26 protein-coding genes and 1 pseudogene are annotated in these 23,785 nt (G+C 69.0%); 13 read left to right on the top strand and 14 right to left on the bottom strand.

What is annotated here, in order from left to right; all coding sequences use genetic code 11:
- Positions 1–89: 89 nt before the first annotated feature.
- From ACN20J_RS47425 to ACN20J_RS47415, 3 genes are all read left to right on the top strand, one after another.
- On the top strand, positions 90–281 hold the full coding sequence (locus tag ACN20J_RS47425; protein ID WP_361911122.1) for a hypothetical protein: 192 nt from the start codon (positions 90–92) through the stop codon (positions 279–281).
- Positions 282–356: 75 nt separating this feature from the next.
- Positions 357–2,426 carry a protein kinase domain-containing protein gene (locus ACN20J_RS47420; RefSeq protein WP_419668523.1) on the top strand — a complete coding sequence of 690 codons (2,070 nt, stop codon included), beginning with the start codon at positions 357–359 and terminating at the stop codon, positions 2,424–2,426.
- A 261-nt stretch (positions 2,427–2,687) separates the two neighbouring features.
- Positions 2,688–3,233, top strand: coding sequence for an AAA family ATPase (locus ACN20J_RS47415; protein ID WP_419669083.1), 546 nt, complete (start codon positions 2,688–2,690; stop codon positions 3,231–3,233).
- Between the two features lie 158 nt (positions 3,234–3,391).
- Here ACN20J_RS47415 and ACN20J_RS47410 read toward each other — a convergent pair whose 3' ends face one another.
- Positions 3,392–3,847, bottom strand: a complete 456-nt coding sequence (locus ACN20J_RS47410; protein WP_419668522.1) for a hypothetical protein — start codon at positions 3,845–3,847, stop codon at positions 3,392–3,394.
- A gap of 138 nt (positions 3,848–3,985) precedes the next feature.
- Complete coding sequence (locus tag ACN20J_RS47405; RefSeq protein WP_419668521.1) at positions 3,986–4,444, bottom strand: nuclear transport factor 2 family protein; 459 nt, start codon at positions 4,442–4,444, stop codon at positions 3,986–3,988.
- Here ACN20J_RS47405 and ACN20J_RS47400 point away from each other — a divergent pair.
- Both ACN20J_RS47400 and ACN20J_RS47395 read left to right on the top strand, forming a co-directional pair.
- On the top strand, positions 4,436–4,771 hold the full coding sequence (locus tag ACN20J_RS47400; protein ID WP_361993993.1) for a MarR family winged helix-turn-helix transcriptional regulator: 336 nt from the start codon (positions 4,436–4,438) through the stop codon (positions 4,769–4,771). The two genes, ACN20J_RS47405 and ACN20J_RS47400, sit on opposite strands and share 9 nt — an antisense overlap.
- 191 nt (positions 4,772–4,962) lie before the next feature.
- The gene (locus ACN20J_RS47395; protein WP_419668520.1) at positions 4,963–5,412 is read left to right on the top strand and encodes a spore-associated protein; all 450 of its coding nucleotides are present in this window, start codon (positions 4,963–4,965) and stop codon (positions 5,410–5,412) included.
- A gap of 273 nt (positions 5,413–5,685) precedes the next feature.
- Here the strand turns inward: ACN20J_RS47395 and ACN20J_RS47390 are convergent, their stop codons facing one another.
- Positions 5,686–6,258, bottom strand: coding sequence for a dihydrofolate reductase family protein (locus tag ACN20J_RS47390; RefSeq protein WP_361911103.1), 573 nt, complete (start codon positions 6,256–6,258; stop codon positions 5,686–5,688).
- 121 nt (positions 6,259–6,379) lie between these two features.
- Positions 6,380–7,282: an EamA family transporter gene (locus ACN20J_RS47385; RefSeq protein WP_419668519.1), complete on the bottom strand. Its 903-nt coding sequence runs from the start codon at positions 7,280–7,282 to the stop codon at positions 6,380–6,382.
- Positions 7,283–7,351: 69 nt separating this feature from the next.
- Between ACN20J_RS47385 and ACN20J_RS47380 the strand changes: the two genes are divergently transcribed.
- Positions 7,352–8,215: a LysR family transcriptional regulator gene (locus tag ACN20J_RS47380; protein ID WP_361993985.1), complete on the top strand. Its 864-nt coding sequence runs from the start codon at positions 7,352–7,354 to the stop codon at positions 8,213–8,215.
- 8 nt (positions 8,216–8,223) lie between these two features.
- Here the strand turns inward: ACN20J_RS47380 and ACN20J_RS47375 are convergent, their stop codons facing one another.
- The 3 genes from ACN20J_RS47375 to ACN20J_RS47365 form a co-directional block, all read right to left on the bottom strand.
- The gene (locus ACN20J_RS47375) at positions 8,224–9,369 is read right to left on the bottom strand and encodes an RNA polymerase sigma factor (protein WP_419669082.1); all 1,146 of its coding nucleotides are present in this window, start codon (positions 9,367–9,369) and stop codon (positions 8,224–8,226) included.
- Positions 9,366–9,782 (bottom strand): YciI family protein, encoded by a 417-nt coding sequence (locus ACN20J_RS47370; protein ID WP_419668518.1) that lies wholly within the window; start codon positions 9,780–9,782, stop codon positions 9,366–9,368. Before ACN20J_RS47370 ends, ACN20J_RS47375 begins: the two co-directional genes overlap by 4 nt.
- A 96-nt stretch (positions 9,783–9,878) precedes the next feature.
- A complete protein-coding gene (locus tag ACN20J_RS47365) occupies positions 9,879–10,625 on the bottom strand; it encodes a TetR/AcrR family transcriptional regulator (protein ID WP_361894289.1) in 747 nt (248 codons plus the stop codon).
- A 242-nt stretch (positions 10,626–10,867) separates the two neighbouring features.
- Between ACN20J_RS47365 and ACN20J_RS47360 the strand changes: the two genes are divergently transcribed.
- Positions 10,868–13,111, top strand: coding sequence for an MMPL family transporter (locus tag ACN20J_RS47360; RefSeq protein WP_419668517.1), 2,244 nt, complete (start codon positions 10,868–10,870; stop codon positions 13,109–13,111).
- A 244-nt stretch (positions 13,112–13,355) separates the two neighbouring features.
- The gene (locus tag ACN20J_RS47355) at positions 13,356–14,030 is read left to right on the top strand and encodes a GOLPH3/VPS74 family protein (RefSeq protein ID WP_419668516.1); all 675 of its coding nucleotides are present in this window, start codon (positions 13,356–13,358) and stop codon (positions 14,028–14,030) included.
- Between the two features lie 90 nt (positions 14,031–14,120).
- Here ACN20J_RS47355 and ACN20J_RS47350 read toward each other — a convergent pair whose 3' ends face one another.
- Positions 14,121–14,489: a hypothetical protein gene (locus ACN20J_RS47350; RefSeq protein WP_361911085.1), complete on the bottom strand. Its 369-nt coding sequence runs from the start codon at positions 14,487–14,489 to the stop codon at positions 14,121–14,123.
- Positions 14,490–15,069: 580 nt separating this feature from the next.
- Between ACN20J_RS47350 and tnpA the strand changes: the two are divergent.
- Positions 15,070–15,441 (top strand): annotated as a pseudogene (gene tnpA / locus ACN20J_RS47345) (IS200/IS605 family transposase).
- Between the two features lie 191 nt (positions 15,442–15,632).
- Here the strand turns inward: tnpA and ACN20J_RS47340 are convergent.
- From ACN20J_RS47340 to ACN20J_RS47320, 5 genes are all read right to left on the bottom strand, one after another.
- On the bottom strand, positions 15,633–15,956 hold the full coding sequence (locus tag ACN20J_RS47340; RefSeq protein ID WP_361911082.1) for a hypothetical protein: 324 nt from the start codon (positions 15,954–15,956) through the stop codon (positions 15,633–15,635).
- Positions 15,953–16,552, bottom strand: coding sequence for a DUF2589 domain-containing protein (locus tag ACN20J_RS47335; protein WP_190231402.1), 600 nt, complete (start codon positions 16,550–16,552; stop codon positions 15,953–15,955). The genes ACN20J_RS47340 and ACN20J_RS47335 overlap by 4 nt, the downstream gene beginning before the upstream one ends.
- A gap of 182 nt (positions 16,553–16,734) precedes the next feature.
- Positions 16,735–17,172, bottom strand: a complete 438-nt coding sequence (locus ACN20J_RS47330; RefSeq protein ID WP_361911079.1) for a hypothetical protein — start codon at positions 17,170–17,172, stop codon at positions 16,735–16,737.
- Positions 17,173–17,208: 36 nt separating this feature from the next.
- Complete coding sequence (locus tag ACN20J_RS47325) at positions 17,209–17,547, bottom strand: hypothetical protein (RefSeq protein ID WP_361911076.1); 339 nt, start codon at positions 17,545–17,547, stop codon at positions 17,209–17,211.
- 183 nt (positions 17,548–17,730) lie between these two features.
- Entirely contained in the window at positions 17,731–18,426 is a 696-nt protein-coding gene (locus tag ACN20J_RS47320) for a hypothetical protein (protein ID WP_419668515.1), read from the bottom strand.
- A 116-nt stretch (positions 18,427–18,542) separates the two neighbouring features.
- Between ACN20J_RS47320 and ACN20J_RS47315 the strand changes: the two genes are divergently transcribed.
- Together ACN20J_RS47315 and ACN20J_RS47310 are read left to right on the top strand one after the other, a co-directional pair.
- A complete protein-coding gene (locus tag ACN20J_RS47315) occupies positions 18,543–20,570 on the top strand; it encodes a sensor histidine kinase (protein WP_361894266.1) in 2,028 nt (675 codons plus the stop codon).
- 48 nt (positions 20,571–20,618) lie between these two features.
- Positions 20,619–21,278: a response regulator gene (locus tag ACN20J_RS47310; protein ID WP_190231397.1), complete on the top strand. Its 660-nt coding sequence runs from the start codon at positions 20,619–20,621 to the stop codon at positions 21,276–21,278.
- 27 nt (positions 21,279–21,305) lie between these two features.
- On the opposite strand, the gene ACN20J_RS47305 is transcribed toward ACN20J_RS47310, so the two are convergent.
- A complete protein-coding gene (locus ACN20J_RS47305) occupies positions 21,306–21,467 on the bottom strand; it encodes a hypothetical protein (protein ID WP_419668514.1) in 162 nt (53 codons plus the stop codon).
- 458 nt (positions 21,468–21,925) lie between these two features.
- Between ACN20J_RS47305 and ACN20J_RS47300 the strand changes: the two genes are divergently transcribed.
- Entirely contained in the window at positions 21,926–23,413 is a 1,488-nt protein-coding gene (locus tag ACN20J_RS47300; protein WP_419668513.1) for a hypothetical protein, read from the top strand.
- Between the two features lie 30 nt (positions 23,414–23,443).
- On the top strand, positions 23,444–23,602 hold the full coding sequence (locus tag ACN20J_RS47295) for a hypothetical protein (protein ID WP_419668512.1): 159 nt from the start codon (positions 23,444–23,446) through the stop codon (positions 23,600–23,602).
- Positions 23,603–23,785: the final 183 nt, after the last annotated feature.

The following is a 23,785-nucleotide window of genomic DNA, read 5'->3' as shown; positions in this document are numbered from 1 at the left end:
AGCGCTAATATAACAGCGCTAATGTAATGGCGCGGCGATAGTCCGGGCAGCCCTCACCTGCACCCAGTGCGTTGGAGCGGCCACAGGGCTTGGCACTGTGGGGCGACAGCGTCCCGGCCCCCGAACTCCTCGGCCGCGCGCACTACTTCGGCCATCTCGGCGCACTGTCCGCCGTCATGGCGGCCCGGTTCCGGCTCCCGATCCAGGTCCAGCCCGTCGGCTCAGGAGGGGCCGTCAACCTCATCGGGCGCACCCGTTCCAGTTGCGGGAGCGACCGCTGACCAGACGGGTTTCCGGCGTATACGCTCCCTTTCTGCGGCCGTACGAATCGCACAGGCGAACAGGGGGAGTTCGAGGTGCAGGCGCTGCGCGAAACGGATCCTCGGCGGATCGGCCCGTACGCGGTTCTGGGCAGACTCGGCGCGGGCGGCATGGGCGTGGTCTACCTCGCCGAAGCGCCCGCCGGCCGGCGGCTGGCCGTCAAGCTGGTGCGGGCCGAGCATGCCGAGGACCGGACCTTCCGGGCCCGTTTCCGTCAGGAGGTGCGGGCGGCGCGGACCGTGGGCGGGCCCGGGACGTACATCGCCCGTGTCGTCGACGCGGACACCGAGGCCGAACTGCCCTGGATGGCCTCGGAGTTCATCGACGGCCCGAACCTGCGCGATGCGGTCCTGGACCACGGCCGGCTGCCCGAGGATGCGGTGCGGTCACTGGGAGCCGCCCTCAGCGAGGCGCTCATCGCGATCCACGGCCAGGGCATGGTCCACCGGGACCTCAAGCCGTCCAACATCCTGCTGGCACAGGACGGGCCGCGGGTCATCGACTTCGGCATCGTACGGGCGCTGGAGGCGACCGCGCTGACCCGCACCGGAACCGTCGTCGGCTCGGTCGGGTACGTCTCGCCCGAGCAGATCCGCAACAACGGCCATGTAGGGCCGCCGAGCGACGTCTTCGCGCTCGGCGCGGTCCTCGCGTACGCGGCAGCGGGACGTGAGCCCTTCGGCGAGGGCCAGGACGCGGTGATCCTGATGCGCATCATGAACCGGGACTTCGACCTGTCCACGGTCCCTGAAGGCATACGGTGGCTCGTCGAGCCCTGCCTGCGGGAGGAACCGGAGGAACGTCCCACCCCGGGCGAGGTGATGTCGGCGGTGGCCCACACGCCCGAGTCGCTGCGGGAGAGCTGGCACCCGGGGTGGTACACGGCCGCCGCGGCCGGCCCCGAATCCTCCGAGGGCATCGAGCGATGGCTTCCCGAGCGGGACTCCGGGGAGCAGGAGAGCCGGGTCGAGTACCTGGCTCCGCTGACGGTCACCGGCGCGCCGGCCGAAGCGCCCTCGGCACCACCGTCCCGGCGACGGCTGCTCCAGGGGCTCGCGGCCGGGACGCTGGCCGCCGCCGGTGTCGGCACCGGAGGGTGGCTGTGGCTGCGGGATCGGGGCGGCGACGGAGAGGACGCCGGCGGTGGCACCTCGACGTCGGCACGTCCCTCGGCCACGCCGCGGCCCGCGGTCGTGGACTGGGCCTACGGCATCGCCAGGCTCAGCGAGGACGGCGGACCCAGTGTGGCGCTGTCGCCCGACGGCGACACCCTGTACTTCGGTGGCGTGGACGGCAAGTTGCACGCCGTGTCTCCGGACGGCAGGGAGCTGTGGAAGACGGATCTGGGCGAACCGCCCCTGTACGGAGGCACGGTCGGGGCGGCCGTGACCACCGACGACGGCGCCTACTGCCTGTACGGCAACGGACAGAAGCTGTGCGCGGTGGATGTCGGCGGCCGCGTGCGCTGGGAGCGCGTGTTCGCCGGGGACCAATACGGCACGATTCCAGTGCTGGCGGGCGAACTGGTGCTGGTGACCACCGACGTGTTCGCCGAGAAGCACATGGTTCGCGCATACCGATCCGACGGGAGTCTGGCCTGGCGCGCCTCCCTGCCCGACCCGGCGGACGAGCCTCCGGTCGTGGCGGAGAACGTGATCTACGTGGCCATCTCCTCCGACGAGCTGATCACCCTCAACACGGAGAAGGGAACACGGCTGTCGGGGTTCCAGACAGCATCCTCGGACAGGCGGCCCGCCGAGTTCAGCGGGACCGCCGTCATCCCGCCCGACGGCGCCGGCTCCAAAGGCCTGGTCGTCCACACGTCGTACGGCAGGCTCGTGGCCGTCGACTTCGACGACGGGTCCGAGGCATGGACGATGGACGGCCGAAGCGGCACGAGCAGCAGCGGACCCACCGTCCACGAGGACCTCATCTACGCGTTCCTCGGCGAAAAGCTGTTCGTCGTGGACCGCAAAGGCGCCCCGCAGCAAGTGCTGACCTTCCCCAACACGCCAGTCCTGACGGACTACCGACCCGTGGTCGACGACCGACACGTGTACGTGGCCACCGACAAGGGCATCGCCGCGGTCAACCTGCCGACGTAGTCCCACAGGACGTACATGCTCCCCGGGGCCCATCACCACGAAGGTCCCACACAAGAAGCCATCACCGGCCAGCCCCCGCCGACCCGCACCGCCGACGGCGGGGCTTGCGCACGACCCGGCAAGTCAGTGGTTCTGGGCCCGAGTTGGCGATCATTCAGCCATGATCTGTCATTGGGAATGGCCCCGTCCTGGCGCCGCGAGGTGATGTGGGCACGGCCGTGCCCAGGACGCCGGTCGTTGACGATGAAGTGGGAGAAGCATGTGATCGTCTGGGTGAACGGTGCGTTCGGCAGCGGGAAGAGCACGCTGGTGGATGAACTGCGTCCACGTTGGCCCGAGGCGCTGGTCTATGACCCTGAGATGGTCGGGTACGTGCTGCGCGAGATCGTCGAGGTGCCCACCGGCGATTTCCAGGATCTGCGACTGTGGCGGCGGCAGGTCGCGGACCTGGCCGTGGGTCTGGTCCAGGAGTATCAACGCCCGGTCCTGGCCCCCATGACACTGGTCAATCCCGGGTATGTCGGCGAGATCTTCGGCGCACTCAAGGACGCGGGCATCGTCACCCACCACTTCTTCCTCAAAGTCCCACCAGAAGTCCTGGCGAAGCGGATCGACGGACGGAGCTTCACCCCCGACGATCCCGCCAAGGACGAACAGGTCCGGCAGTGGTGCAAGGACAGGATCGAGCCGTGCACGGCCGCGGCCGACACCCTGCCCGGCGACACCGTGTTCCTGGACGGCGAGCTGACCCCGCAGGAACTGGCCGACAGCGTGCTGGCCCGTGTCAATGGCAGTCGGACCGGGTGATCCCCGCAAGTGGGCCAGAGCGAGCACAGCCTGACAACCCGTCGGCAGACGTCGCCACCGTGTACCGATCTCCTGCCGCCGGGCTGTCAGCTACCAGGTCGGAAGACGCTCAGCGCTCCCTGCCGCCACACCCCACCTGCCCGGATGGGCGACCGCTCCTACGCCTTGATGTCTATGGGGCCGGCGCACGCTTCAGGCCCGGCGGACTTCCCCACACACCCGTAGAGGTCCAGAGAGGTCCCCTCGGTGAGATTGCCGGTGTTCCACCCTGTGTAGTAGGGGTAGGCGTGTCCGTACGTCGAGACCGTGCGCTCGGTGCCGTTCGTGCTGGGCCATATGGTCGCCCCCTTGATGCCGTACCCGTCGGCCGCGCCGTCATACGCCCGCAGCGCGTCTCCGGGGGTGCCGAAGCTGTCCGGGTCCGCGTTCCAGTTCACGTATCCGGCGTAGTCGCCGTTGAGGTAGAGGTAAATGGTCGCCGACTTGTTGCCGTCGTAGTGGCTCACTGTGTAGGTGACGTTGAAAGCCGCGCTGGCGGTGCCCGCGCCGACGCTGAAGGAGACGCCGACCATCACGGCGGTCGCAGCCAGCAGGGTGGCGATCCGGTTCCTCATATTGACCATCAGAAGCCCTTCCGCAGCAGCAGTGATCGAATCAGATGAGGATGCCGGGTCGCTTTCCAGTAGTCGCCGGCTTTCCGTCCACAGTTTCTTGGCAATGCGTCTCCTGCCCTGCGGCCAGGCCCCGAGCCATCAACTCACTTCCAGCGCCGAGGCGTTGCGTACTCCGCCGTTCTCGCCCGGAGCTGCTGGGCTGAGGCGCTCGTAGCAGTCGTAGTTGCGCTGAGCGATGATCTTCCCGTCGCGGAATTCGAGGAACGCCGCGATGTGGGCGCGCAGTACCTGCCCTGCGGTCAGATCGCCGAGGGACACGGCCAACGTGCCGGACCACGTGACTTCCAGGGCGACCTGGGCATCTGCGGCGACCGCGTTGATCACCTCGAAATGCTGGTCGGCGAGCAGCTGCCGTCCCTGCTGTGCGGCGGCGATCAGGTCCGACAGAGGGCGGACAGTACCGTCCGGAAACAGAGCGTTGGGCAGCTGCGTATGAACCGCGTCCGGGTGGAAGAAGGCGGCGAGTTCCTCTCCAACGGCGAAGCGGGACACCGCTTGGTGATAGCGGACCGCGGTGCGGACGTTGGGGTGCTCCACACCCGGCCCACCATCGGCGAACTCGCCGAGAAGCTCGACATGACCCAGCAGGGAGCTTCCAAGGCAGTCGCCGAACTGGAGCGCCTCGGCTATGCCGAGCGCCTCCCGGACCCTCACGACGCCCGCATCCGACGCGTCACGCTCACCTCCCGCGGCCACGAAGCCGTCACAGCGGCCCGTCACGCCCGGGCGGCACAGGAAGAACACCTCCGGCAGCGCTTCGGCACCACGGCCCTCGACGCCGCCCGCACGCTGCTCGCCGAACTTCTCGACGACCTCGGAGGCACCGCGGCCGTCCAGCGCCGCGAGGTCAGGCCACCCCGATAAGCGAGTTCGAGGAAGGATGGCGCTCAACAGGCAGCCGTCCAGCGCGTGTTGGGCCGAAGCACGTTTCCTCGGCCCCAGCTGTCCCAACGACACCATTCGGGAGCCTCGCGCAAGCTGTGCACAACCATTCGCATGCCCCGCGTGTCACACCAGGCAGGAGCAAACGCCTGCAAGAAGCACAAGGGGGAAATATGAGATTCAACCGTTCCGTCCTGACCGGTGCCGCTTTGGCGGCCCTGGCGATGGGAGCCACCACCGCGTTGGCGGCACCCGCCTCCGCCGCACCGAACACCACCCCGCAGAAGGTCTGCGGAAGCAGCTACAAGACCGTGAACTCGGCGCCTGTCGGCTCGTTGGGCACCGTCTACCTGACGTACAACTCGTCGAACGGCGAGAACTGCGTCGCGACCATCCGCAACAACCCCGGCACCGCGGTGGACATGTCCACCTGGATCTACGTCCCCGACACCGACGAAGGCGCGGAGGACTACGGGCGGTACACCTCGTACGCGGGCCCGGCCTACGTGTACGGCAAGGCCCACTGCGTCGACTGGGGCGGCCACATCAACAACGTGTACGTGCAGGTGACCGACTCCAACTGCCAGGCGCTCAAGGAGCACCGGACCACCTTCACCCGCTGACCCGCTCCTCCCCCGGCCACCACCTTCCTGACCGCCGACTTCCGCCACCCGACCATGCGGAGGCCGACAGTCATCGCGACGGCGCCATGACCAGCCCGTCGCGCGGGAACCCGTAGTGGTTCGGCCCGCCCTGGCAGACTCACGGGGTTCTGCCAGGGCGGTGGCGTGTCCGGGCCTCCAGCTCGTCGGCCGAATCCCTCCAACCCGCAGGAACACGAGCACGAGCAGTACACGGGCCCCGGCCAACCACTCCCACCCCGCCGATCGACCATCTCATCGGCGGACCCGGTACCGAATATGGGTCGCCTCCGGTGTGTCGATCACCTGGATGATCTCCAACTCGATCTGCGACGGCAGGACGTCGAACAGTCGATGGCCGCCACCGAGCAGCACCGGGATCTGGTGGATCTGCACCTCGTCCAGGACCCCGGCCGCGAGTGCTCGTTGGGCCGTGTAGGCGCCGTGCACGAGGACGTTCCGGTCCCCGGCTGCGGCCTTCGCCTGTGCCATCGCGCTTTCGATGCCGTCGGCCACGTACGTCACCAGCGGATAGCCCCACCGGGCGGCAGGGCCGGGCGGGCGGTGGCTGGGCACGAAGATCGGGACGCCGTGGTGGTCGCCGCCCCAGTGGTCCATGAGCTCGGCGGTCCTCCGGCCTGCGAGGACGGCGCCGGTCGCGATGATCTCGTCCGCGAATTGCCTTGCGGGCGCGGACAGTTGTCCGGACTGGCCGTTCGGAGCGGACCAGTGGTGCAGCCGCTCGCCGTCTTCGCCGCCGAGGTAGTCGTCGGGGTCGGCGATGTACCCGTCGAGTGACATCGACATGTCGAGCACTGATGTGGACACTTCGGCCTCCTGTGGTCTCGATTCGGACTGGGTTCAATGTGCTGCAGAGCCGGCGTGGAAGGCCGCAGACTCTTCGGTCGGCGGCCGACGGGATCCGCCGCGGGACGGCCGAGTCTTCGCCTCAGCGGCCGCCCGTACGTACCGCGCCCGCGCTCGCCGCGACCACCAGCGCGATCGCGGCGCACTGCGACGGCGACAGCCCTTGGTCCAGGACCAGGTAGCCGGCCATCGCGGCCACGGCCGGCGCCAGACTCGTCAGTACCGCGAACGTCGCCGCGGGCAGCCGGCGCAGGGCAAGCAGTTCCAGGGTGTAGGGCACCCCCGAGCTCATGATCGCGATCGCCAGGCCCAGAGCGAGCACCGCCGGTTCCAGCAGCGTCGCGCCCGATGCCCCGATGCCCAGCGGAAGACTGACCAGCGCGGCGACAGCCATCGCGATCGCCAGAGCGTCCAGCCGCGGAAAGCGGGCGCCTGCGCGGGCGTTGAGCACGATGTACGCCGCCCACATTCCCCCGGCACTCACCGCGAAGGCCACGCCGACGACGTCGAGTTGGGCGAAGGCTCCCCGGCCGAGCAGGCAGACCCCGGCCAGCGCCAGACCGGCCCACAGCAGACCGGCGGCGCGGCGCGAGACGACGACCGACAGCAGCAGCGGCCCGAGCACCTCAAGGGTGACCGCTGCCCCCAGCGGAATGCGGTCGATCGCCTGGTAGAAGAGGACGTTCATGCCGCCGAGGGCCAGACCGAACCCGCCGGCCACCGCCCAGTCGGCGCGCGAGTGTCCGCGCAGCCGGGGCCGGGTGATGACGAGCAGCAGCACCGCGGCCAACGTCACCCGCAGCGCAACCACTCCGAGCGCCCCGGCCCGGGGGAACAACAGCGCGGCGAAGGCCGACCCGAACTGCACCGACAGCGCCCCGGCCAGTACCAGTCCTACGCCGCCGAGGGTGCCGCGTCCCGCGGCGTGACGAACGAGAACCGGCTTGGCTGTCCTCGTAGTTGAGTGACGCGACGTGGATGTCATGCCCTGCACGCTATGGATCCGGACGCACCGCGTGAAATGCCGATTCCACTGCGGTTATGCTCCCGAAGCATGACCATCGAGTTGCGGCACCTGCGGGCCTTTCTCGCCATCGCCGAGGAAGGCAACGTCACCCGCGCCGCCACCCGTCTCCACCTGGGCCAGCCCGCGCTCTCTCGCACTCTGCGCCAGCTGGAGGACCACCTGGGCGCCCGGCTCGTCGACCGTTCCACGCACCACCTGGAGTTGACCGCCGAGGGCCATGTCTTCCGTGACAAGGCCCTCGCTGCCCTCGCCGCCGTCGAGACGGCCCTCGACCCCAGGGGGTTGAGAAGCTGGCCGCTGCGCCTGGGCCACACCTGGGCGGCCCTCGGCGACCACACGATCCCGTTGCTGCGCCGCTGGGACCAGACGCGCCCCGGGATTCCGCTGGAACTGCTCCGCATCGACGACCGTACGGCGGGTCTCACGCAGGGCAAGGTCGATGCGGCCCTGCTGCGCGGCGCGGTCACGACGGCCGGGCTCCGCACGGAGCCTCTGCTGTCGGAGGAGCGGGTGGTGGTCATGCCGGCGGGCAGCCCGCTGGCGGCTCTCCCCCGGATCACCCTGGCGGACCTCGCTGCCCATCCGATCGCCCTCAACACCGTCTCCGGCACCACGACGACGGACCTGTGGCCGCCAACGGCCCGGCCCGTCGCGACCATCGAGGTGACCAACACCGATGAATGGTTCATCGCCATTGCCGCCGGCCGCGCCCTGGGGGTCTCCACATCGGCCACCCCGAGCAACTACACGCATCCCTCGCTGGTCTACCGCCCGCTCGCGGACGCGCCGACCGTTCCCGTCGTCCTCGCCTGGCGCGAGGGGCCGGGACACCCGGCCATCCCCGACCTGCTGGCACTCGCACGCGAGGTCCTCGCGGACGGCAGCGGCTGAACCAGGAATCAGCGGGGCCGGCGGGTGTTGAGGCGGGCTGCCTGGCGGGTCAGGTGGTTGCGTTCAGCGAGGTTGGGGGCCTTCTGGGCCGCCTCGGCATACAGGCGTGCCGCTGTCGTCAGGTCGCCGTCGCGTTCGTGGAGGTAGGCGGCCACCGCGGTGTGGCGGGGCAGTGAGTCGTCCAGTGCCGCGAGCGCGGCCAGGCCGGCCCGCGGCCCGTCGGCCTCGCCGACGGCGACCGCGCGGTTGAGGCGGACGACCGGGTTGTCGGTCAGGCCGGCGAGTTCGTCATACCACTCGACGATCTGCACCCAGTCGGTCTCCTCGGCGGTGGGCGCGTCCGCGTGGAGGGCCGCGATGGCGGCCTGCGCCTGGAACTCGCCCAGCCTGTCGCGGGCCAGCGCCGCCTGCAGGATCTCGACGCCCTCGGCAATGGAAGTGGTGTCCCACCGGCCACGGTCCTGGTCGCCGAGCGGCACCAGGCTGCCGTCGGGTGCGGTCCGGGCGGCGCGCCGGGCGTGGTGGAGGAGCATGAGGGCGAGCAGTCCCGCCACCTCGGGGTGGTCGATCACGGCGGCGAGTTGCCGGGTGAGCCGGATGGCCTCGGCGGCGAGGTCGACATCGCCGGAGTAGCCCTCGTTGAAGACCAGGTAGAGGACGCGCAGCACGGTGGCGACGTCGCCGGGCTGGTCGAAGCGCACGTCGGAGACGGTGCGCTTGGCCCGGCTGATGCGCTGCGCCATCGTCGCCTCCGGCACCAGGTAGGCCTGGGCGATCTGCCGGGTGGTGAGCCCGCCGACGGCGCGCAGCGTGAGCGCGACCGCGGATGACGGCGTCAGCGACGGGTGGGCGCACAGGAAGTACAGCTGGAGCGTGTCGTCCGCCGCCGGTGCGGGCCCGGGGGCCGGTTCCTCCTCGACCAGGTCTTCGCGCCTGCGGCGGGCGGTGTCGGCGCGGGTCGCGTCGAGGAACTTGCGCCAGGCCACGGTGACCAGCCAGCCCTTCGCATCGCGCGGCGGGTCGGCGGGCCACACGCGGACCGCCTCGATGAGCGCGTCCTGCACGGCGTCCTCGGCCTCCGCGAAGTCGGCTCCGCGGCGGACGAGGATCCCGAGCACGTTCGGCGTGAGGCTCCTGAGGAGGGCCTCGTTCACTTCCAAGTGCATTCCGTGGTCGTGGGCGCGCTGTAGAACGGACGCAGCTCCAGCCACTCGTGGATCGGCTTGCCACCCGCCCCTGGGGCGGCCGACAGCTCCCCCGCCAGCTCGACGGCACGCTCGTAGCTGTCGACGTCGATGATCATCCAACCTGCGATGAGGTCCTTGGTCTCCGCGAACGGCCCGTCGGTGACCGGCGGACGCCCCTCACCGCCGTACTGGACGAACGTCCCCTCCGGAGCCAGCGCCTTGCTGTCGACGAACTCGCCGCTCTTCTCCAGCCGCGCCGCGAAGTCGTTCATGTACTGCACGTGTGCCGAGATCTCCTCGGGCGTCCACTGGTCCATGGGTACGTCGTTGACCGCGGCCGGGGCGCCCCGGTAGTGCTTCAGCAGCAGGTACTTGGCCATGATGTCTCTCCTCGGTGCCGTGCGACCCATTGTGGTCGCCTTCACTGCGGGGACGGAGCCGGCCACGGGTTCTCGACATCGCCGTCCAGGTTTTTTCTAATGCGGCTTGCTCACGTGTGCGGGGATCCGGCGATGGATGTCCTCGATCAGCGTCCGCATGGCCATGCGGAAGATCTCGGACTGGTGGTCACCGAGGAACGAGGTGTGCCCGAACACCTCCAGGACGACGAGACCGTGCAGGTGTCCCCACGCGCTCAGCAGGAGAGCGGTCGAGGCCGGCGGCAGATTTCCGAAACCGTAGTGCGGCAGCTGTTCCAGGTATGCCCGGAGCGAGGGCGAGAGCGCGGGGGTGTCGGCCGCGGCGAGTTGCTCCGCGGTGAACTCGTCGAACATCTCGCGCTCGAAGATCGAGCTCATCCGCCGCGTCGCCTGGGTGGTCGGGCCGTCGACCGGTGCCGCGTAGTCACGCAGCGGTGTTCCGTAGAGGAGTTGGAAGCGCTCGGGATGGGCAATGGCCCATCGGCGGTAGCCCTCGGCCGCGACCACCAGGCGCGGCAGATCCGGATCGTCCGGCGCGGTCTCTATGGCGGCCTGCACGGCATCGGCCAGGTCGTCGTACGCCTTGGTGACGAGGGCCGTGACGAGGGCGTCCCGGCTCGGAAAGTAGTGGTAGAGCGCCTGCACGGTCATGCCGAGGCTGCGGGCGACCGCTCGCAGGGACAGGGCCGCGGGTCCTTGTTCGGCGATGTGGCGCTCTGCGGCGTCCAGGATCTCCTGCGTGGCGGCGGCCCGGCGTCGCTGGCGCAGGGTGGGCTGGGCCATTGCGTGTTCCTCCGCGGGCATGTGCGGCGACCGTACGACGGTCGCCCGTGTGGATCACCCGGAAGTGCGGGGTGTGAAGAAAATCTAACACTGCCAAATCTTCTGCCGCGTCACTAACGTCTCTCTCGGCGACGAAGAGTGCGACACCGCACCTGCTTCTGACGGGGTGAAGAGACTCCGCAGGGCACCGCGCCGGCCCCCGCGTTGGTCAACTCCGGCCTTTTCGCGTCGTTTTCACCGTATGGATATGAAGGAGATCGGGCGTGTTTGAACGCATAGCCGAACTGGCGATTCGCCGGTCCCGGCTGGTACTCGTCGTCGCCGTCGTGGCGGTGGCCCTCATGGGAGTCCTGGGCGCCGGCGCGTTCGGCAAGTTGCTGGGAGGTGGCTACGACGACCCGGCCTCCCCGTCCTCCCGGGCCGCGAAGGTCATCGACGAGAAGTTCGGCGGGGAGACGAACCTGGTCCTGCTGGTCCGCGCCTCCGAAGGCCGTGTCGACTCCACGGCCGCCCAGCAGAGTGGGCGGGCCCTGGCTGCCGACCTCAAGAAGGAAAAGAACCTTGAGAACGTGGTCTCGTTCTGGGACACGGCCAGCCCCGATCTCCGTTCCAAGGACGGCCGCGAGGCCATGGTCCTCGCGCATGTGAAGGGTGAGGGCACCGAACGGGACGAGAACGCCAAGAGCGTCATCGACGCCTACACCGGACCGTACAAGGAGGCGTTCACGGTCCAGGCGGGCGGCGGTGCCGCCGTGAACAGCGAGATGGGCACTCAGTCGGGCGAGGACCTCGTACTGGCCGAGGGCATCGCCGTGCCGCTCACTCTTGTGCTGCTCCTGCTCGTCTTCGGCAGCATGGTCGCCGCCCTGCTGCCGCTGGCGATCGGAATCATCGCCATCATGGGCACGTTCGCGGAGCTGTTCATCCTCGGCAGCGTCACCGACGTCTCCATCTTCGCGATCAACCTGACCACGGCTCTGGGCCTCGGCCTCGGCATCGACTACGCGCTGCTGATGGTCAGCCGGTTCAGGGAGCAGCTCGCGGCAGGGGCGAGCGTGGACGACGCCGTCCGGCGGACGGTGAGTACGGCGGGCCGTACGGTCGCGTTCTCCGCCGCGACGGTCGCGGCCGCGCTCGCGGCACTCATGGTGTTCCCGCAGTACTTCCTGCGCTCGTTCGGCTACGCCGGGGTCGGTGTCGTCGCCATCGCGGCCGTCAGCACCCTGTTCGTCATGCCGGCCCTGTTCGTCGTCCTTGGGCACAAGGTCAACAGCGGTCGGCTGCCGTGGGCGAAGGCGAACCGTGGGCGTTCCGACACCCGGGCACCCTTCTGGGGACGGCTGGCCGGCACCGTCATGCGACGGCCCGCGCTGACCGCGCTGCCCGTGCTCGCGGTCCTGCTGGTGGCGGCGAGCCCGCTCCTCGGCATCACCTTCGGCACACCGGACGAACGTGTGCTGCCCAAGGACTCCGAGAGCCGTCAGGTCTCGTCGGTACTGCAGGAGAAGTTCAACGGCAATGACAGCGCGGCCCTCCACGTCGTCATCGACAAGGCAGTGAGCAAGGCCCCATTGGAGTCGTACGCGGTAGAACTGTCCGGGCTCAAGGGGGTCGTCCGCGTCGAGACCAGCGCGGGAACCTACGCCGCCGGAGGGTCCGCAGCGACCGACCCCGGCAACGCCGCCCTCGGACGCCCCGACGCACAGCAGATCAACGTGGTGAGCACCCTGTCACCGAAGTCCGACGCGGCCCAGAACCTGGTCGATGAGGTACGGGCGGTCGCCCCGCCCGCCGGTACACAGTCCCTGGTGGGCGGCGTCGACGCCGTACTGGTCGACTCCAAGGACTCCGTCGGCAGCCGGCTCCCGCTCGCCGTGGCCCTGGTCGCCCTGACCACCTTCCTCCTCCTCTTCCTGTTCACCGGCAGCGTCGTACAGCCACTGCGTGCGCTGGTCCTGAACATGATCAGCCTGGGAGCGACCCTCGGCGTCATGACCTGGATCTTCCAGGACGGCAACCTCTCCTCCCTGCTCGGCTTCACGGCCCAGCCGATGGATGTGTCCATGACCGTGCTGATGTTCTGCATCGCCTTCGGCCTCTCGATGGACTACGAGGTGTTCGTCACCAGCCGGATCAAGGAACTCCACGACCTGGGCGAGGACAACGAGTCCGCCGTGACCAACGGCCTCGGGCACACGGGACGCATCGTCACCGCGGCGGCCTGTCTGCTCGCGGTGAGCTTCTTCGCCTTCGGAACCGCCAAGCTCAGCTTCATGCAGCTGTTCGGCCTGGGCAGCGGACTGGCCATCCTCATCGACGCCGTCGCCGTACGCGGCATCCTCGTCCCCGCCGCGATGCGCCTGCTCGGCCGCTCGGCCTGGTACGCGCCCGGCTTCCTGCGAAAGTTCCACGGACGGTTCGGCCTCAGCGAAGGCGGCCCCGCGCCGATGGCCGCACCGGAGTCCGCGGCGGAGCCGCCGTACGTGAAGGACTCGACGGGAGTCTGACCGACCCCGAGCCCATGCGCCGCGGTGTGCCCGCCTCTGTAACGCGAGAGGCGGGCACACCGCGGCGCGTCGGGCATTCGCCGCCTGGGTGAACTCCACTCGCGAGTGTTCCGTGACGGGACACCCATGACGTCTGTCACGAACAGTGATGACATGCCGCGCTGCTCTCCCTGCCCATTCGCGCCTAGCTTGGGCTGAGGCCCGGTCCCGGAGCTCTCTCCCGACGCGAACGGTTGGAATGACCATGCAAAACGAGACCCTCATTGTCGAAGATCTGGTGCTGCTGCTGATGGACGACGAGTCGGGAGCGATCGCGGGAGCCGGCACGCTGTACTACACCCTCGGCGGCGCCGTTCTCGTCGAGCTCGGCCTCGACGGACACATCACGGTCGACGAGAACGACAAGGGGCTGAACGGTCTGAAGGTCCACGCCGTCCCCGGCGACGCGCTGTCGGACCCTGTTCTCCAGACCGCCCATGACAAGGTCGCCGAGCGAGTGCGAGGTGTGCAGGCGCTCCTCATCGAGACCGGCACCGGATTGCACGAGACCGTTCTCGACCGACTCGTCGAGCGGGGCATGCTGCGCCGGGAGAGCAAGAAGACGCTGGGCGTGTTCCGTTCGACTTCCACGACGGCCGCGGACACGCAGCACAAGAAGGCCCTCATGGAGAAGGTCCGCGCCGTCCTGGTCTACGGAGAGGAGCCCGATGCCCGTACGGCGGCGGTGATCGGCCTGCTCTCCGCAAGCGGAACCCTGCCGAGTCTGCACCGCTCCATCCCGTGGTCGGGCAAGGTCTATACGCGTGCGAAGGAACTGGAGCAGGCCAGTTGGGGCGCCGAAGCGGTGAACACCGCTGTGATGCGGACCGTGGCAGCGGTCTCCGTGGGGACCGCCGTCGCCGTCACGGTCACCAGCTAGGGCTCAGCCGGGACTTGTCCGGACGATCACGCAACTACCCAGGTTCTGGGGCGCCGTGCTCAAGGCGAGTGGATGCCTGGACTGCCGAGGTCAGGCGTGCCAGTCGAGTTGCTGTTCAGGGACGCCGACGGAGCGACCGTAGTCCTGGGCCTCACGACGGCCTTCGGCCTGACCGCGTGCGTAGCGGAAGACCTTGCCGGCGAAGACCACGAAGGTTTCGCGAGAGGTGTGAAAGTCGGTGTACCAGCCTCCCGTTGACGAGAGACAGGACGCCAGCTGATCCGCGAGCCGCTCGGCTTCGAGCGCGTCGGCGGCGAAGTCCAGCAGTGTCCAGATCCGTGGCTGGTCCTGTCCGGGGTCGGTCATCTCAACCCGTGTCAGCTTGGTGATCCGCAGTGGGATCCCGGTCAACTGGGCCCCGGCCCGCAGGCTTTCGGCGATCAGTACACCTTCGAGCATCTGAATCTCCTTGGTGTCGGTGGGGTTCTCTCCTTCTCGGGACCGGGACCTTCTCGATGCCGGCCTCCGGCCCTTAGTGTGATTCCGGCTGCGGTTCGAGGCTCTGGACGCGGAAGGCGATGTGCCAGACGACGTCTTTGACCAGACGTGCGCCGGTGATCCGGTTCTCTCTGCCGGCGTGCTTACCGACGCGGAGATCCGTGGTCCAGCGGGAGCGGACACGGCCGATCTTCGGCAAGGCTGGGCATCCCCCACCGGCGGTGGCCCCGGGTGATGTTCAAGTCCTGGGCCTGCGGCACGTCCACAGTCATGGCGGTGCGTCACCAGCCCTTGAAATTCGAGGCATGCGCACGGCCGTCCCAGCAGTTCCGCCACTCCTGGAAATACGTCTTCAACACCGCTTGCGCTGCCTGCGCGGGGAGGACGGCGAGGAAATCGATGTCCTGGCAGGCCTGGCGGATGGCGGCGTCCGCGTTCGCGAGTGTCCGCTTCTCCTTCGGCAGGATTCAGCGCCGGCCGGGCGCGGTGCCCGAACTGCCGTGCCTCCAGGCCACGATCACCCACAGACGACCGCACAGACCTGCATGTCCACTTGATCTTTGTCACCAAGTACCGGCGGAAAGCGTTCACCGACGCCATGCCGACCCGCACGGAGGAGGTCCTGCGCGAGGGCTGCACGGACTTCGAGGCTGGGTTGAAGCAGTTCAACGGCGAACGGGACCGCGTCCGCCCACTCGTGCAGTACCCGCCGAAGGTTTAGCTCTCCAAGCTGGTCAACAACCTCAAGGGCGTCTCCTCCCGACGCCTGTGCCAGAAGTACGACGCGCGTGTGCGCCGCTACCTGTGGTGCGGCCGCCTCTGGTCCGGCTCCTACTTCGCCGAATCCCGCGGCGGGGCACCGCTGGCCGCCGTCAAGCAGTACATCGCGAACCAACAGTGCCCCGCCGATTGAGGAAAACGGTGCAGTCGCATGCACCCGCTCGGGTCGGAGCAGCCCTGGGATGGCCTTCCGCCCCGTCGTAGACGGGGTGCCGGTAAGAACACTGTCACCAGCCGCAAGCGGCGGTGATCAGTCTTCTGACCTGGCAGGGCGGGGCAGCTCCGGCGTGCTGGGCGCTTCGGCGAGTGCGAGTCGACCGCCCTTCAGTTCGGCCCTTCATTCGGAGGGACAGGATCGATGTCCTCTCCGTTCCACTTCAGGACGATCGTCGACAGATGTGCGGCGGGAACGTCCATGAGTTCCCTGGGGGTCACGCGGATCTCCACGTCGTCGGCACCGACATCCACGATCGCGCACTTCACCTCGATCGTGACCTCGGGCAGTGTCATACGGGGCACCCGCGCCTCACGCAGGAGCGGTTCGGCCGCGTACTTACGGGCGACTTCCACGGAGGCAAGATCACTGTGGGCCCTTCCACGGACCAGACCGACTCCGAGCCCTCCGACGAATTCCGACAGGCGGGTCATTCCGTGATCTTCTCCTGGATCATCGACTCCAGGATGCCGAGCACTTTCGCCATGCCTCCGGGCAGTTCCTCCTGAACGGCGCGGGCCTTGACCCCCATGGAATACGAACGGGTGTCCTTGCTTCCTTCTTTGGTGTCGCGCTGATAGGCGAAGCTCGCCTTGATACGGGCCGACCCCCATCCCCAGGACGCCTCGGCGTCGGCGTCGACGCCCACCTTGATCTGCTCGTCCACCTGCCGGAACTGCACGGAGTCGATCTTCGCGAGGAAGTCGATGTTCACCTCGTCGATCCGCAGATACGGAATGGGCAGGATGGACAGCAGCGGCACGGTCAGCGAGGCGGGCTTCTCCTCCACTCCGTTGCCGCCCGCCTTGGCCACCTGCTTCTTGTAGCTGAAGGTCACGGTCGCGGGTTCGCCGGTCGTCGTGTCGCCCGGTGTCCCGCCGTCAGCCGGCGGTTGGCGGAATCCCACCTGCTTGACGAAGTTCACCGTCGCCAGAGCGGACTGCACCTGTGCGTGTACGGCGGCCACCATCGGACCCCCGATGAGACTTTCGAAATTCAGCGAGGACAGCTCGCTACCCGGATCAGGCATCGTTCCTCCTTGTTGTCGTTGAAAAGCCGTAGCGTCCTGTGCGCTGACGCGCGGAAAACAGGCCGCCGCACCCCCTGAGGCTGCTCTGTCAAGTCAGCTGCTTCAGAAGGCCTTCCGTGGGTGGCTGGCCCACCCCTGCGGAATGCGCTGAGTGCCTCATCCCGCAGGGGTGGCTTGCTTGTTCAGACTGAGGTGGGCACGAAGACGCCCGGAGCGAACCAGCTCATGCTGATGTAGATGCCCTGACCTCGGTCGAGTGCGCGCAGCGCCTCGTGCGTACCAGCGACGAACAGGCCGATCAGCAGGATCCACGGCTGTACGGGGCTGGGAATGGTGCCGCCGACGGTGACCACCAGTTCGTTGACCGTGTCCGCCGCGTCGAGGATCTGCCGCAGTGTGTCGTGGTCGATCTGCAGGTGGAAACCCCACCAGAATGTCCGCACCGTCACGCCGGTAGCACCGTCGCCGACCGGCGCCATGTCGATGCTGTTCGCCACGGCGAAGAGGGGTGTCGGGGTAGTAAGGAGGCGGCCGTCTCCCGCGCCGGCGCTCAGCGGGACGCGCTTGGCGAGTTCGAGGGACACCACGGGCCAGTTGTCGTGCTCCGTTGCAGTGGCCATGCTTATGTGCTCCTTTCTGGCTGGTCGGGTGGTCGGTCAGGCCACCACTTCGTAGACGAGGGTGTAGCTGGCCCCGTCGGCGTTGAACTCCGCCGACTTCTGCCCGGTGCCGGCCTGGGTGGCGTTGACGTAGTGCACGCCCAGCAGGTCGTCGGGGTCCAGCCACCAGCCCAGGTCCTTGTCCCAGACCTCGATACGCATCCGCGAATCGGTGCCGAAGGGGGCGTCGAGGTTGATGTCCCAGGTCTGATGGTTGTTCATGGGGCGGTAGGCCTCGCCGTAGCGCGTGCCGAAGACCTTGACGAGCACCTCGTCGTCCCCCATCCAGTCCTCGGTGGCGTTGCAGGTGAGAGTCAGCAGTCGTGCGGTGGGCATAGTGGTGTCCTTCGTGTGGTAGCCGGCCGGTGCTTCACCGGTTGGCCGGTGGGTGGGTCCTTGCGATCCCGCTCGTCGGGGCAGAGCCTCTGTGAGGGGCGTGTCGTCCGGCGAGTCCTGGATCATCAGTCGCGGGAAGGCTTTGCGTCCGAACCGCTGCACGACCCTTCCGGAGCAGGGCGCTCAGCGGACGATCGTGCTGCGTCCGGCCGCGAGTCCGGCGAACGCGATCAGCAGCCACACCGGCCCGGCCACGCCCTGGAAGCCGGGGAGTCCGGTCGCCCCCGCGAAGACCGTCACCGCCAGCACCGGCAACAGGCTCAGCACGCCTATCCAGCGCGATACCGTCCGCTCGCGCAGAGCCATCCAGGCGATCGCCCCGGCCGCCACGATCACGCCCAGCCAGCCGATGTGGCCCCCGAAGTCATTGAGCATGAAGTACACGAACAGGCCGTCGTCGCCGAAGGACTGTTCATTCATCCCCGCCGGCAGATAGATGGCCAGCGCGCCCTTCCAGCCGTATCCGTACGTCAGCCCGGCCGCCGAAGCCGTCAGCGCGCCGCTCACCACATGCGCCGCCGTACTGCCCGGCACCCGCGGTTCCACCTGCCGCCGCCAGGCCGCTGCCAGTACGAGCAGGAGGGCGACGGTGATGAACCCCGCCACCAGGCCCAGGTGGGCGGTACCGCGGGAGACCTCGTCCAGGATGGACGTGTCGACGCGTTCCGTCTCCACGACGCCGTTCCGCGGATCGGCGACGAACGTGGCAACGACACCGAGCAGGCCTGCCGCGACCCCGTAGAGCGGCCACCTGGCCCGCCCGTTGCCGCCGCCGGACCGGACCGCGTCGGCTATTGCTCCCGGATCCACTGCTGCCATGACCCTCAGCTCCCCTGGCTGTGAACGGTTGAGCAGCACTGTCCACGCGGCGGCGTCCCGGGCAACAGGGACACCAGTCCCTTTCGCCCGGGATATCCGTACGCCACCATGTCCCCATGGGCCGGGGGGACCGAGGAAACCGACGGGACCGCGCGCTGCGCCGTGCCGCGTACGCCGTCGCGGGAGTCGGTGCCGCGAGCTGCGTTGCCACCGTGCCGGCGCACGCGGTGCTGGCACGGCAGATCGAGCTCAGCGAGCTGTTCTGGAGCGATCTGGTGCTGGGCACGGTGTGGCCACTGCTCGGCGCGGCGGTGGCCCGCGTCCAGCCGCGCAATCGGCTGGTCTGGCTGATGATGGCGCCCGCGCTGATCGGCCCGTACCACCTGCTCACCTACTACGCCGCGTATTCACAGCTGGTCGCTGAACACCCTCTGCCCGGCTGGCAGTTCGGGGCCTGGCTGGGCTGCTGGGGGTTCGTGGGCTACTACTTCGCGACCCCTCTGGTGCCGCTGTTCTTCCCGTACGGACGGCTCGGCACCCGCCCGCGCCGGGTGCTCGCGTGGACCGTCATCGCCGCCGCCACGACCGGCACCCTCGCCGCGATGCTGCGTCCGAGCGGCACCGACCCGGTGCCCGCCCTGGCCAACCCGCTGGGTGTACGGGACGCGGAGTGGCTGCACACCGTCATGTACGCGTCTTCCGCCACATGCATGGCCGCCGGCACCGCCGCGGCCTGCTTCTTCATCGTGTTACGCACCCGTGCGGCACGCGGCGTGGAGCGCTCCCAGCTGCAGTGGCTGATGCTCGGCGGTCTCCTGATGACCCTCGCGCTCACCGTCGTGGGCTTCACCGCCGGGCAACTCCCCCAGCTACTGACCGACCTGCTGATGGTGGCCGGGCTGCTCGGTCCGCCGGCGGGTATCGCCGTGGCGATGCTGCGCCACCGCCTCTACGACGTCGAGGTGGTACTCGGCCGGGCCATCGTCTTCACCCTGCTGAGCGGACTGGTCCTCGGCGTCTACCTGGCCGTCGTCGCGGGCGCGGGCACCCTCGCGCCCGGTTCACCCGCCGGCACGGCCGCGATCGCCGCGGCCGCACTCCTCGCGGCAGCAGGGCGCGGGGCGGTCCAATCAGCCGTGGACCGGCTGCTGTTCGGACACCGCCACGATCCGTACGCGGTGATGGCCCGTGTCGGCCGCCACCTCGCCCCCGCCTCGGAACCGGTCGAGGCCATGCACCTCCTCGTCGACGAGCTCCGCCGCGCCCTGCGCCTGCCGTACGCGGCATTCACCGGGCCGGCCGTGACGGCGACCTCCGGCACACCCGTCCCCGGCGCGGGCTGGCGGACCGTGCCCTGCCTGGCGCTCGGCCGCCGGGTCGGCGAACTTCACCTGGGGCGGCGGCGTGCGGCCGAGCCCTGGACCGCACAGCAGCGGGCCGCGGCCGAGGAGGTCGCGGCGCGGGCTGCGACCCTCGCGTACGCGGCGGGGCTCGTCGAGGACGTGGCCCGCAGCCGGGCCCACATCGTCGCCGTCCGGGAGGAGGAACGCCGCCGGCTCCGCGCCGACCTGCACGACGGCGTCGGCCCCTCCCTGGCCGGTACCGCCCACCAGCTGGACTCCCTGGCCCGCAGGGCCACCGACCCCGGGCTCGCGGACGCCATCAGGGTGGTACGGGACCGGCTGCGCACGACAGTCGGTGATCTGCGCACCGTCGTGAACGGCCTGCGCCCCGCCGTGCTCGACCAGCTCGGCCTCGCAGGCGCGCTACGTGAACTGCTCGCCGGCTACGACGTTCCCACCTGCCGCTGCTCGGTCACCGCTGCCTGCTCCGAACTCCCCGCCTCCGTCGAGGTGGCGGCGTACGCAATCGCGGCCGAAGCGGTGGGCAACGCCCTCAAGCACAGCGCATCGGGCCGTCTCACCCTCACCGCCAGCGTCACCGCCGGAGTTCTCGTACTGACCGTCGAGGACAACGGCTGCGGCATCCCGCCCCGCCACCGTGCGGGCGTGGGCCTGCGCAGCATGGGCGAACGCGCGGCGGAGGTCGGTGGCCGGCTGGCGATTACCCCGGCCCCGGGCGGCGGCACCTCGGTGCAGGCCAGGATGCCGCTCCCCCGAGAGGAGACACATGCCACTGCCTGACCGACCCGCGAGCGCCCCGTGGGGGACGCCGACACAGGAGAGGGCGAGATGAGCCAGCCGCAGCCTGTGACCGTCCTCGTCGTCGACGATCACCCGATCTTCCGGGCCGGGATGACGACCGTACTGAGCGACCTGCCCGGCGTCACCGTCATCGGGGAGGCCTCCGACGGAGCCCAAGCCATCGCCGCCACCGCACGGCTGCTGCCGCACATCGTGCTCATGGACCTGCGCATGCCCGGGGTCGGCGGTCTCGAGGCGACCGCCCGGATCACCAGCGTCCATCCCGAGGTCGCGGTCATCGTCCTCACCATGGACGAGGACGACGCCTCGGTCTTCGCGGCCCTGCGCGCAGGGGCCTGCGGCTATCTGCTGAAGGAGGCCGACGGTGCGGACGTCCACCGGGCCCTCCTGGGCGCCGCACGCGGCGAAGCCGTCTTCGGCCCCCGCATCGCCCAGCGGGTACTCGCCCATTTCGCCTCGCCGCACGCGGCCCAGGACGCGCTGCCCTTCCCCCAACTCACTGACCGGGAGCGCCAGATCCTCGACCTGCTCTCCCGCGGCCTGGACAACACCTCCATCGCCCGCCACCTCTCCCTCTCCGAAAAAACGATACGCAACCGGGTCAGCGACGTCCTGGCCAAACTCCGCGCCCGTACCCGCGCGGAAGCCGTGGCCCTGGCCCGGGACGCAGGCCTCGGCCTGCCGTGATGCCACGGCAGGCCGGATCGGGCGGAGTCAGGAGACGCGATGGAGCCTGGCAGCCAGGCCGATCACGCCCGGCACCGATTTGTCACGGATGCAATTACTGACCTCTTCGGCTGCCAGGCAGGAACGCGCCTGATCGACGCTGATCTGCTGGACGTCCCGGTCGGTTCCGCCCCGGTACTCGCCCTTCACGCGCGAGTCCCGTGGAACAGCCGCGCTGGAGGCCTACGGCGTCGATCAGCCGGTACCTCACGGTGTGGCAGGCCTTCGTCGTGCGCGGATGTCTCCGGCAGGCATCGTCGCTCCCCTCTCCCTCAGCCGGGATCCGCAGGACGCCGCGGAGGTCTCCCGGCTGCGTGCCCCTCGAATCCATCTTCTTGTCCCGGAAGGCCGAGCGTACGCACGTGCCTGAACCAGCCACCACGGAGCAGGGCGCCGGGAACGGCGGGATGTCCGGCGTGTGGAGCGGCATTGAGTTATGCGTATCTCTCGTCCGGGATGTGCCCCTCCGAGCCGGGCCGCGCTACGCAGGAAGAAGCCCCGCGAGGGCACAGTCGGTGCGCCGCGATGGGCCAGGGGGAATCATGGCCGATTCCGTACGTCCTCAGGGGCCGCGGGTACCCGAGACCGACCCCAAGGTGGGGGTAGGGGTGACCAGCGACTGGCAGGGAGAGCCGAAGCACCGGCTGGTGGCGATAGGGGATTCACTGACGCAGGGATTCCAGAGCGGAGCGATCTTCAACACCGGTCTGTCCTATCCGGCCATCGTCGCCTACGAGATGGGGTGCTTCGAACAGTTCAAGTACCCCCTCTACGAAGGTTTCGGTGGACTGCCATTGAATATCGAGCTGCTCCTGCGTGACCTGCATGCCCGCTACGGGCGGGACGTGGACTGGTGGGAGACGCCGCTCGCGCTGTTCCGGGCCAGGACCCTCATGGACCGGGTTGAGGACCACTGGGAGCGAGGGCCCGGCCTGTCGGTGCCCCCGACGACCGCCATCATGCACAACCTCGCGGTCTTCGGGTGGGATCTGCGCGACGCGCTGTCGAAGTCGGCGAACGAGTGCCGTAATCGGATCGACGCGCCGAAGGACGATCTGATCAAACAGGTCGTCCAGAACGCCGGCGAGCGCGCCGCCCTTCGGGCACTGCCCACTCAGCCCCCGGAGGCGGGGGCCCTGACCCAACTGGGCTCCGCGGCCCGGCTCGGCGAGGAGACCGATGGCACCGGCTCGGAGCACGGGATCGAGACGTTGATCGTCTTCCTCGGCGCGAACAATGCCCTGCAGGCCGTGACCGAACTCAGTGTGGTCTGGAGCGAGGACGGTTACGACGACCTGTCCCGCAAAGGGGCCTTCACTGTCTGGCGGGCGCAGCACTTCAAGGCCGAACTGAGCCGGGTGGCCGCCGAGGTCTCCGGGATCAAGGCACGGCATGTCATCTGGTGCACAGTCCCGCACGTCACCATCGCGCCGATCGCGCGCGGAGTGCGGGGCAAGGCAGCGCCGGGTTCGCGGTACTTCTCCTACTACACCCGCCCCTGGATCAGCGACAAAGACTTCGACCCCCGCCAGGACCCGCACATCACGAGTGGCCAGGCGCGTCAGATCGACGAGGTCATCGACGAGTACAACGACGCAATCACCGCGGAGGTCCGCAGCGCCCGGCAGGCGGGCAAGGACTGGTATCTGCTGGAGACCTGCGGATTGTTGGACCGGCTCGCGTCTCGCCGGTACGCCGAGGACCCCGAGGCACGTCCCCCCTGGTGGCGGCCGTACGAGTTGCCGCCGGCGCTGCAGGCGCTGACGCCGCCGCCGAACTCGCACTTCCTCGCGGGCAAGAACGAGCGGCGTACCGACGGCGGCCTGTTCTCGCTCGACGGTGTCCACCCCACGACGGTCGGGTACGGCATCCTCGCCCAGGAACTGATCAGTGTGATGGAGCTGGCAGGCGTCCAGTTCCTACGGCCCGACGGACGTACACCCCGCAAGAGCCCGGTGCTCGTCGACTTCGACCGCCTCATCCGCAACGACACCTTGATCAACCGGCCGCCGGGGAACCTGGACTCGACCCTGAAGGTCATCGGCTGGGCCGACGAGGTCACGGGTCTGTTCCGACGTGTCTTCTCCCGTTCCTGATAGGACATCAACTTCCGGACGGAGACAATGATGAGCGATACGCATGTGCCCGCTCCGTCGCACCGCCCCGGTACGGGGTGCATGCCGTACGAGGACGGCGCGGCCTTCCGGGTCTGGGCACCCCACGCCCGTGCCGTCTGTGTCACCGGCTCGTTCGACGGCTGGCCTGGTCGGCAGCCGGGGTCCTGATGCCCCACGAGGGCGGCCGGATAGCCCTTCCGCAATGACCGGTTCGAACGGCAACTTCCTACTCACCACCCAGGACTTCGGGTGGGGCGCCCCCGTACCGCACGCCGGGCTGGGATGAACTCGTCGTCTACGAGATGCACATCGGCACCTTCAACGGCCAACAGGGCGGCGGGCCGAGCACGT

Source organism: Streptomyces sp. 2-1 (assembly GCF_048564895.1).
GTDB classification, from domain to species: Bacteria; Actinomycetota; Actinomycetes; order Streptomycetales; family Streptomycetaceae; genus Streptomyces; species Streptomyces phaeochromogenes.
This window is presented reverse-complemented; position numbering and strand designations above follow the sequence as displayed.

Coding starts and splice junctions, on each gene's coding strand:
- ACN20J_RS47315 (WP_361894266.1), top strand. CDS start 18,543: ATGGGCCGGGGGGACCGAGGAAACCGACGGGACCGCGCGCTGCGCCGT.
- ACN20J_RS47325 (WP_361911076.1), bottom strand. CDS start 17,547: ATGCCCACCGCACGACTGCTGACTCTCACCTGCAACGCCACCGAGGAC.
- ACN20J_RS47350 (WP_361911085.1), bottom strand. CDS start 14,489: ATGCTCGAAGGTGTACTGATCGCCGAAAGCCTGCGGGCCGGGGCCCAG.
- ACN20J_RS47385 (WP_419668519.1), bottom strand. CDS start 7,282: ATGACATCCACGTCGCGTCACTCAACTACGAGGACAGCCAAGCCGGTT.
- ACN20J_RS47340 (WP_361911082.1), bottom strand. CDS start 15,956: ATGACCCGCCTGTCGGAATTCGTCGGAGGGCTCGGAGTCGGTCTGGTC.
- ACN20J_RS47320 (WP_419668515.1), bottom strand. CDS start 18,426: ATGGCAGCAGTGGATCCGGGAGCAATAGCCGACGCGGTCCGGTCCGGC.
- ACN20J_RS47295 (WP_419668512.1), top strand. CDS start 23,444: ATGAGCGATACGCATGTGCCCGCTCCGTCGCACCGCCCCGGTACGGGG.
- ACN20J_RS47370 (WP_419668518.1), bottom strand. CDS start 9,782: ATGGCCAAGTACCTGCTGCTGAAGCACTACCGGGGCGCCCCGGCCGCG.
- ACN20J_RS47330 (WP_361911079.1), bottom strand. CDS start 17,172: ATGGCCACTGCAACGGAGCACGACAACTGGCCCGTGGTGTCCCTCGAA.
- ACN20J_RS47380 (WP_361993985.1), top strand. CDS start 7,352: ATGACCATCGAGTTGCGGCACCTGCGGGCCTTTCTCGCCATCGCCGAG.
- ACN20J_RS47335 (WP_190231402.1), bottom strand. CDS start 16,552: ATGCCTGATCCGGGTAGCGAGCTGTCCTCGCTGAATTTCGAAAGTCTC.
- ACN20J_RS47365 (WP_361894289.1), bottom strand. CDS start 10,625: ATGCCCGCGGAGGAACACGCAATGGCCCAGCCCACCCTGCGCCAGCGA.
- ACN20J_RS47395 (WP_419668520.1), top strand. CDS start 4,963: ATGAGATTCAACCGTTCCGTCCTGACCGGTGCCGCTTTGGCGGCCCTG.
- ACN20J_RS47410 (WP_419668522.1), bottom strand. CDS start 3,847: ATGAGGAACCGGATCGCCACCCTGCTGGCTGCGACCGCCGTGATGGTC.
- ACN20J_RS47355 (WP_419668516.1), top strand. CDS start 13,356: ATGCAAAACGAGACCCTCATTGTCGAAGATCTGGTGCTGCTGCTGATG.
- ACN20J_RS47310 (WP_190231397.1), top strand. CDS start 20,619: ATGAGCCAGCCGCAGCCTGTGACCGTCCTCGTCGTCGACGATCACCCG.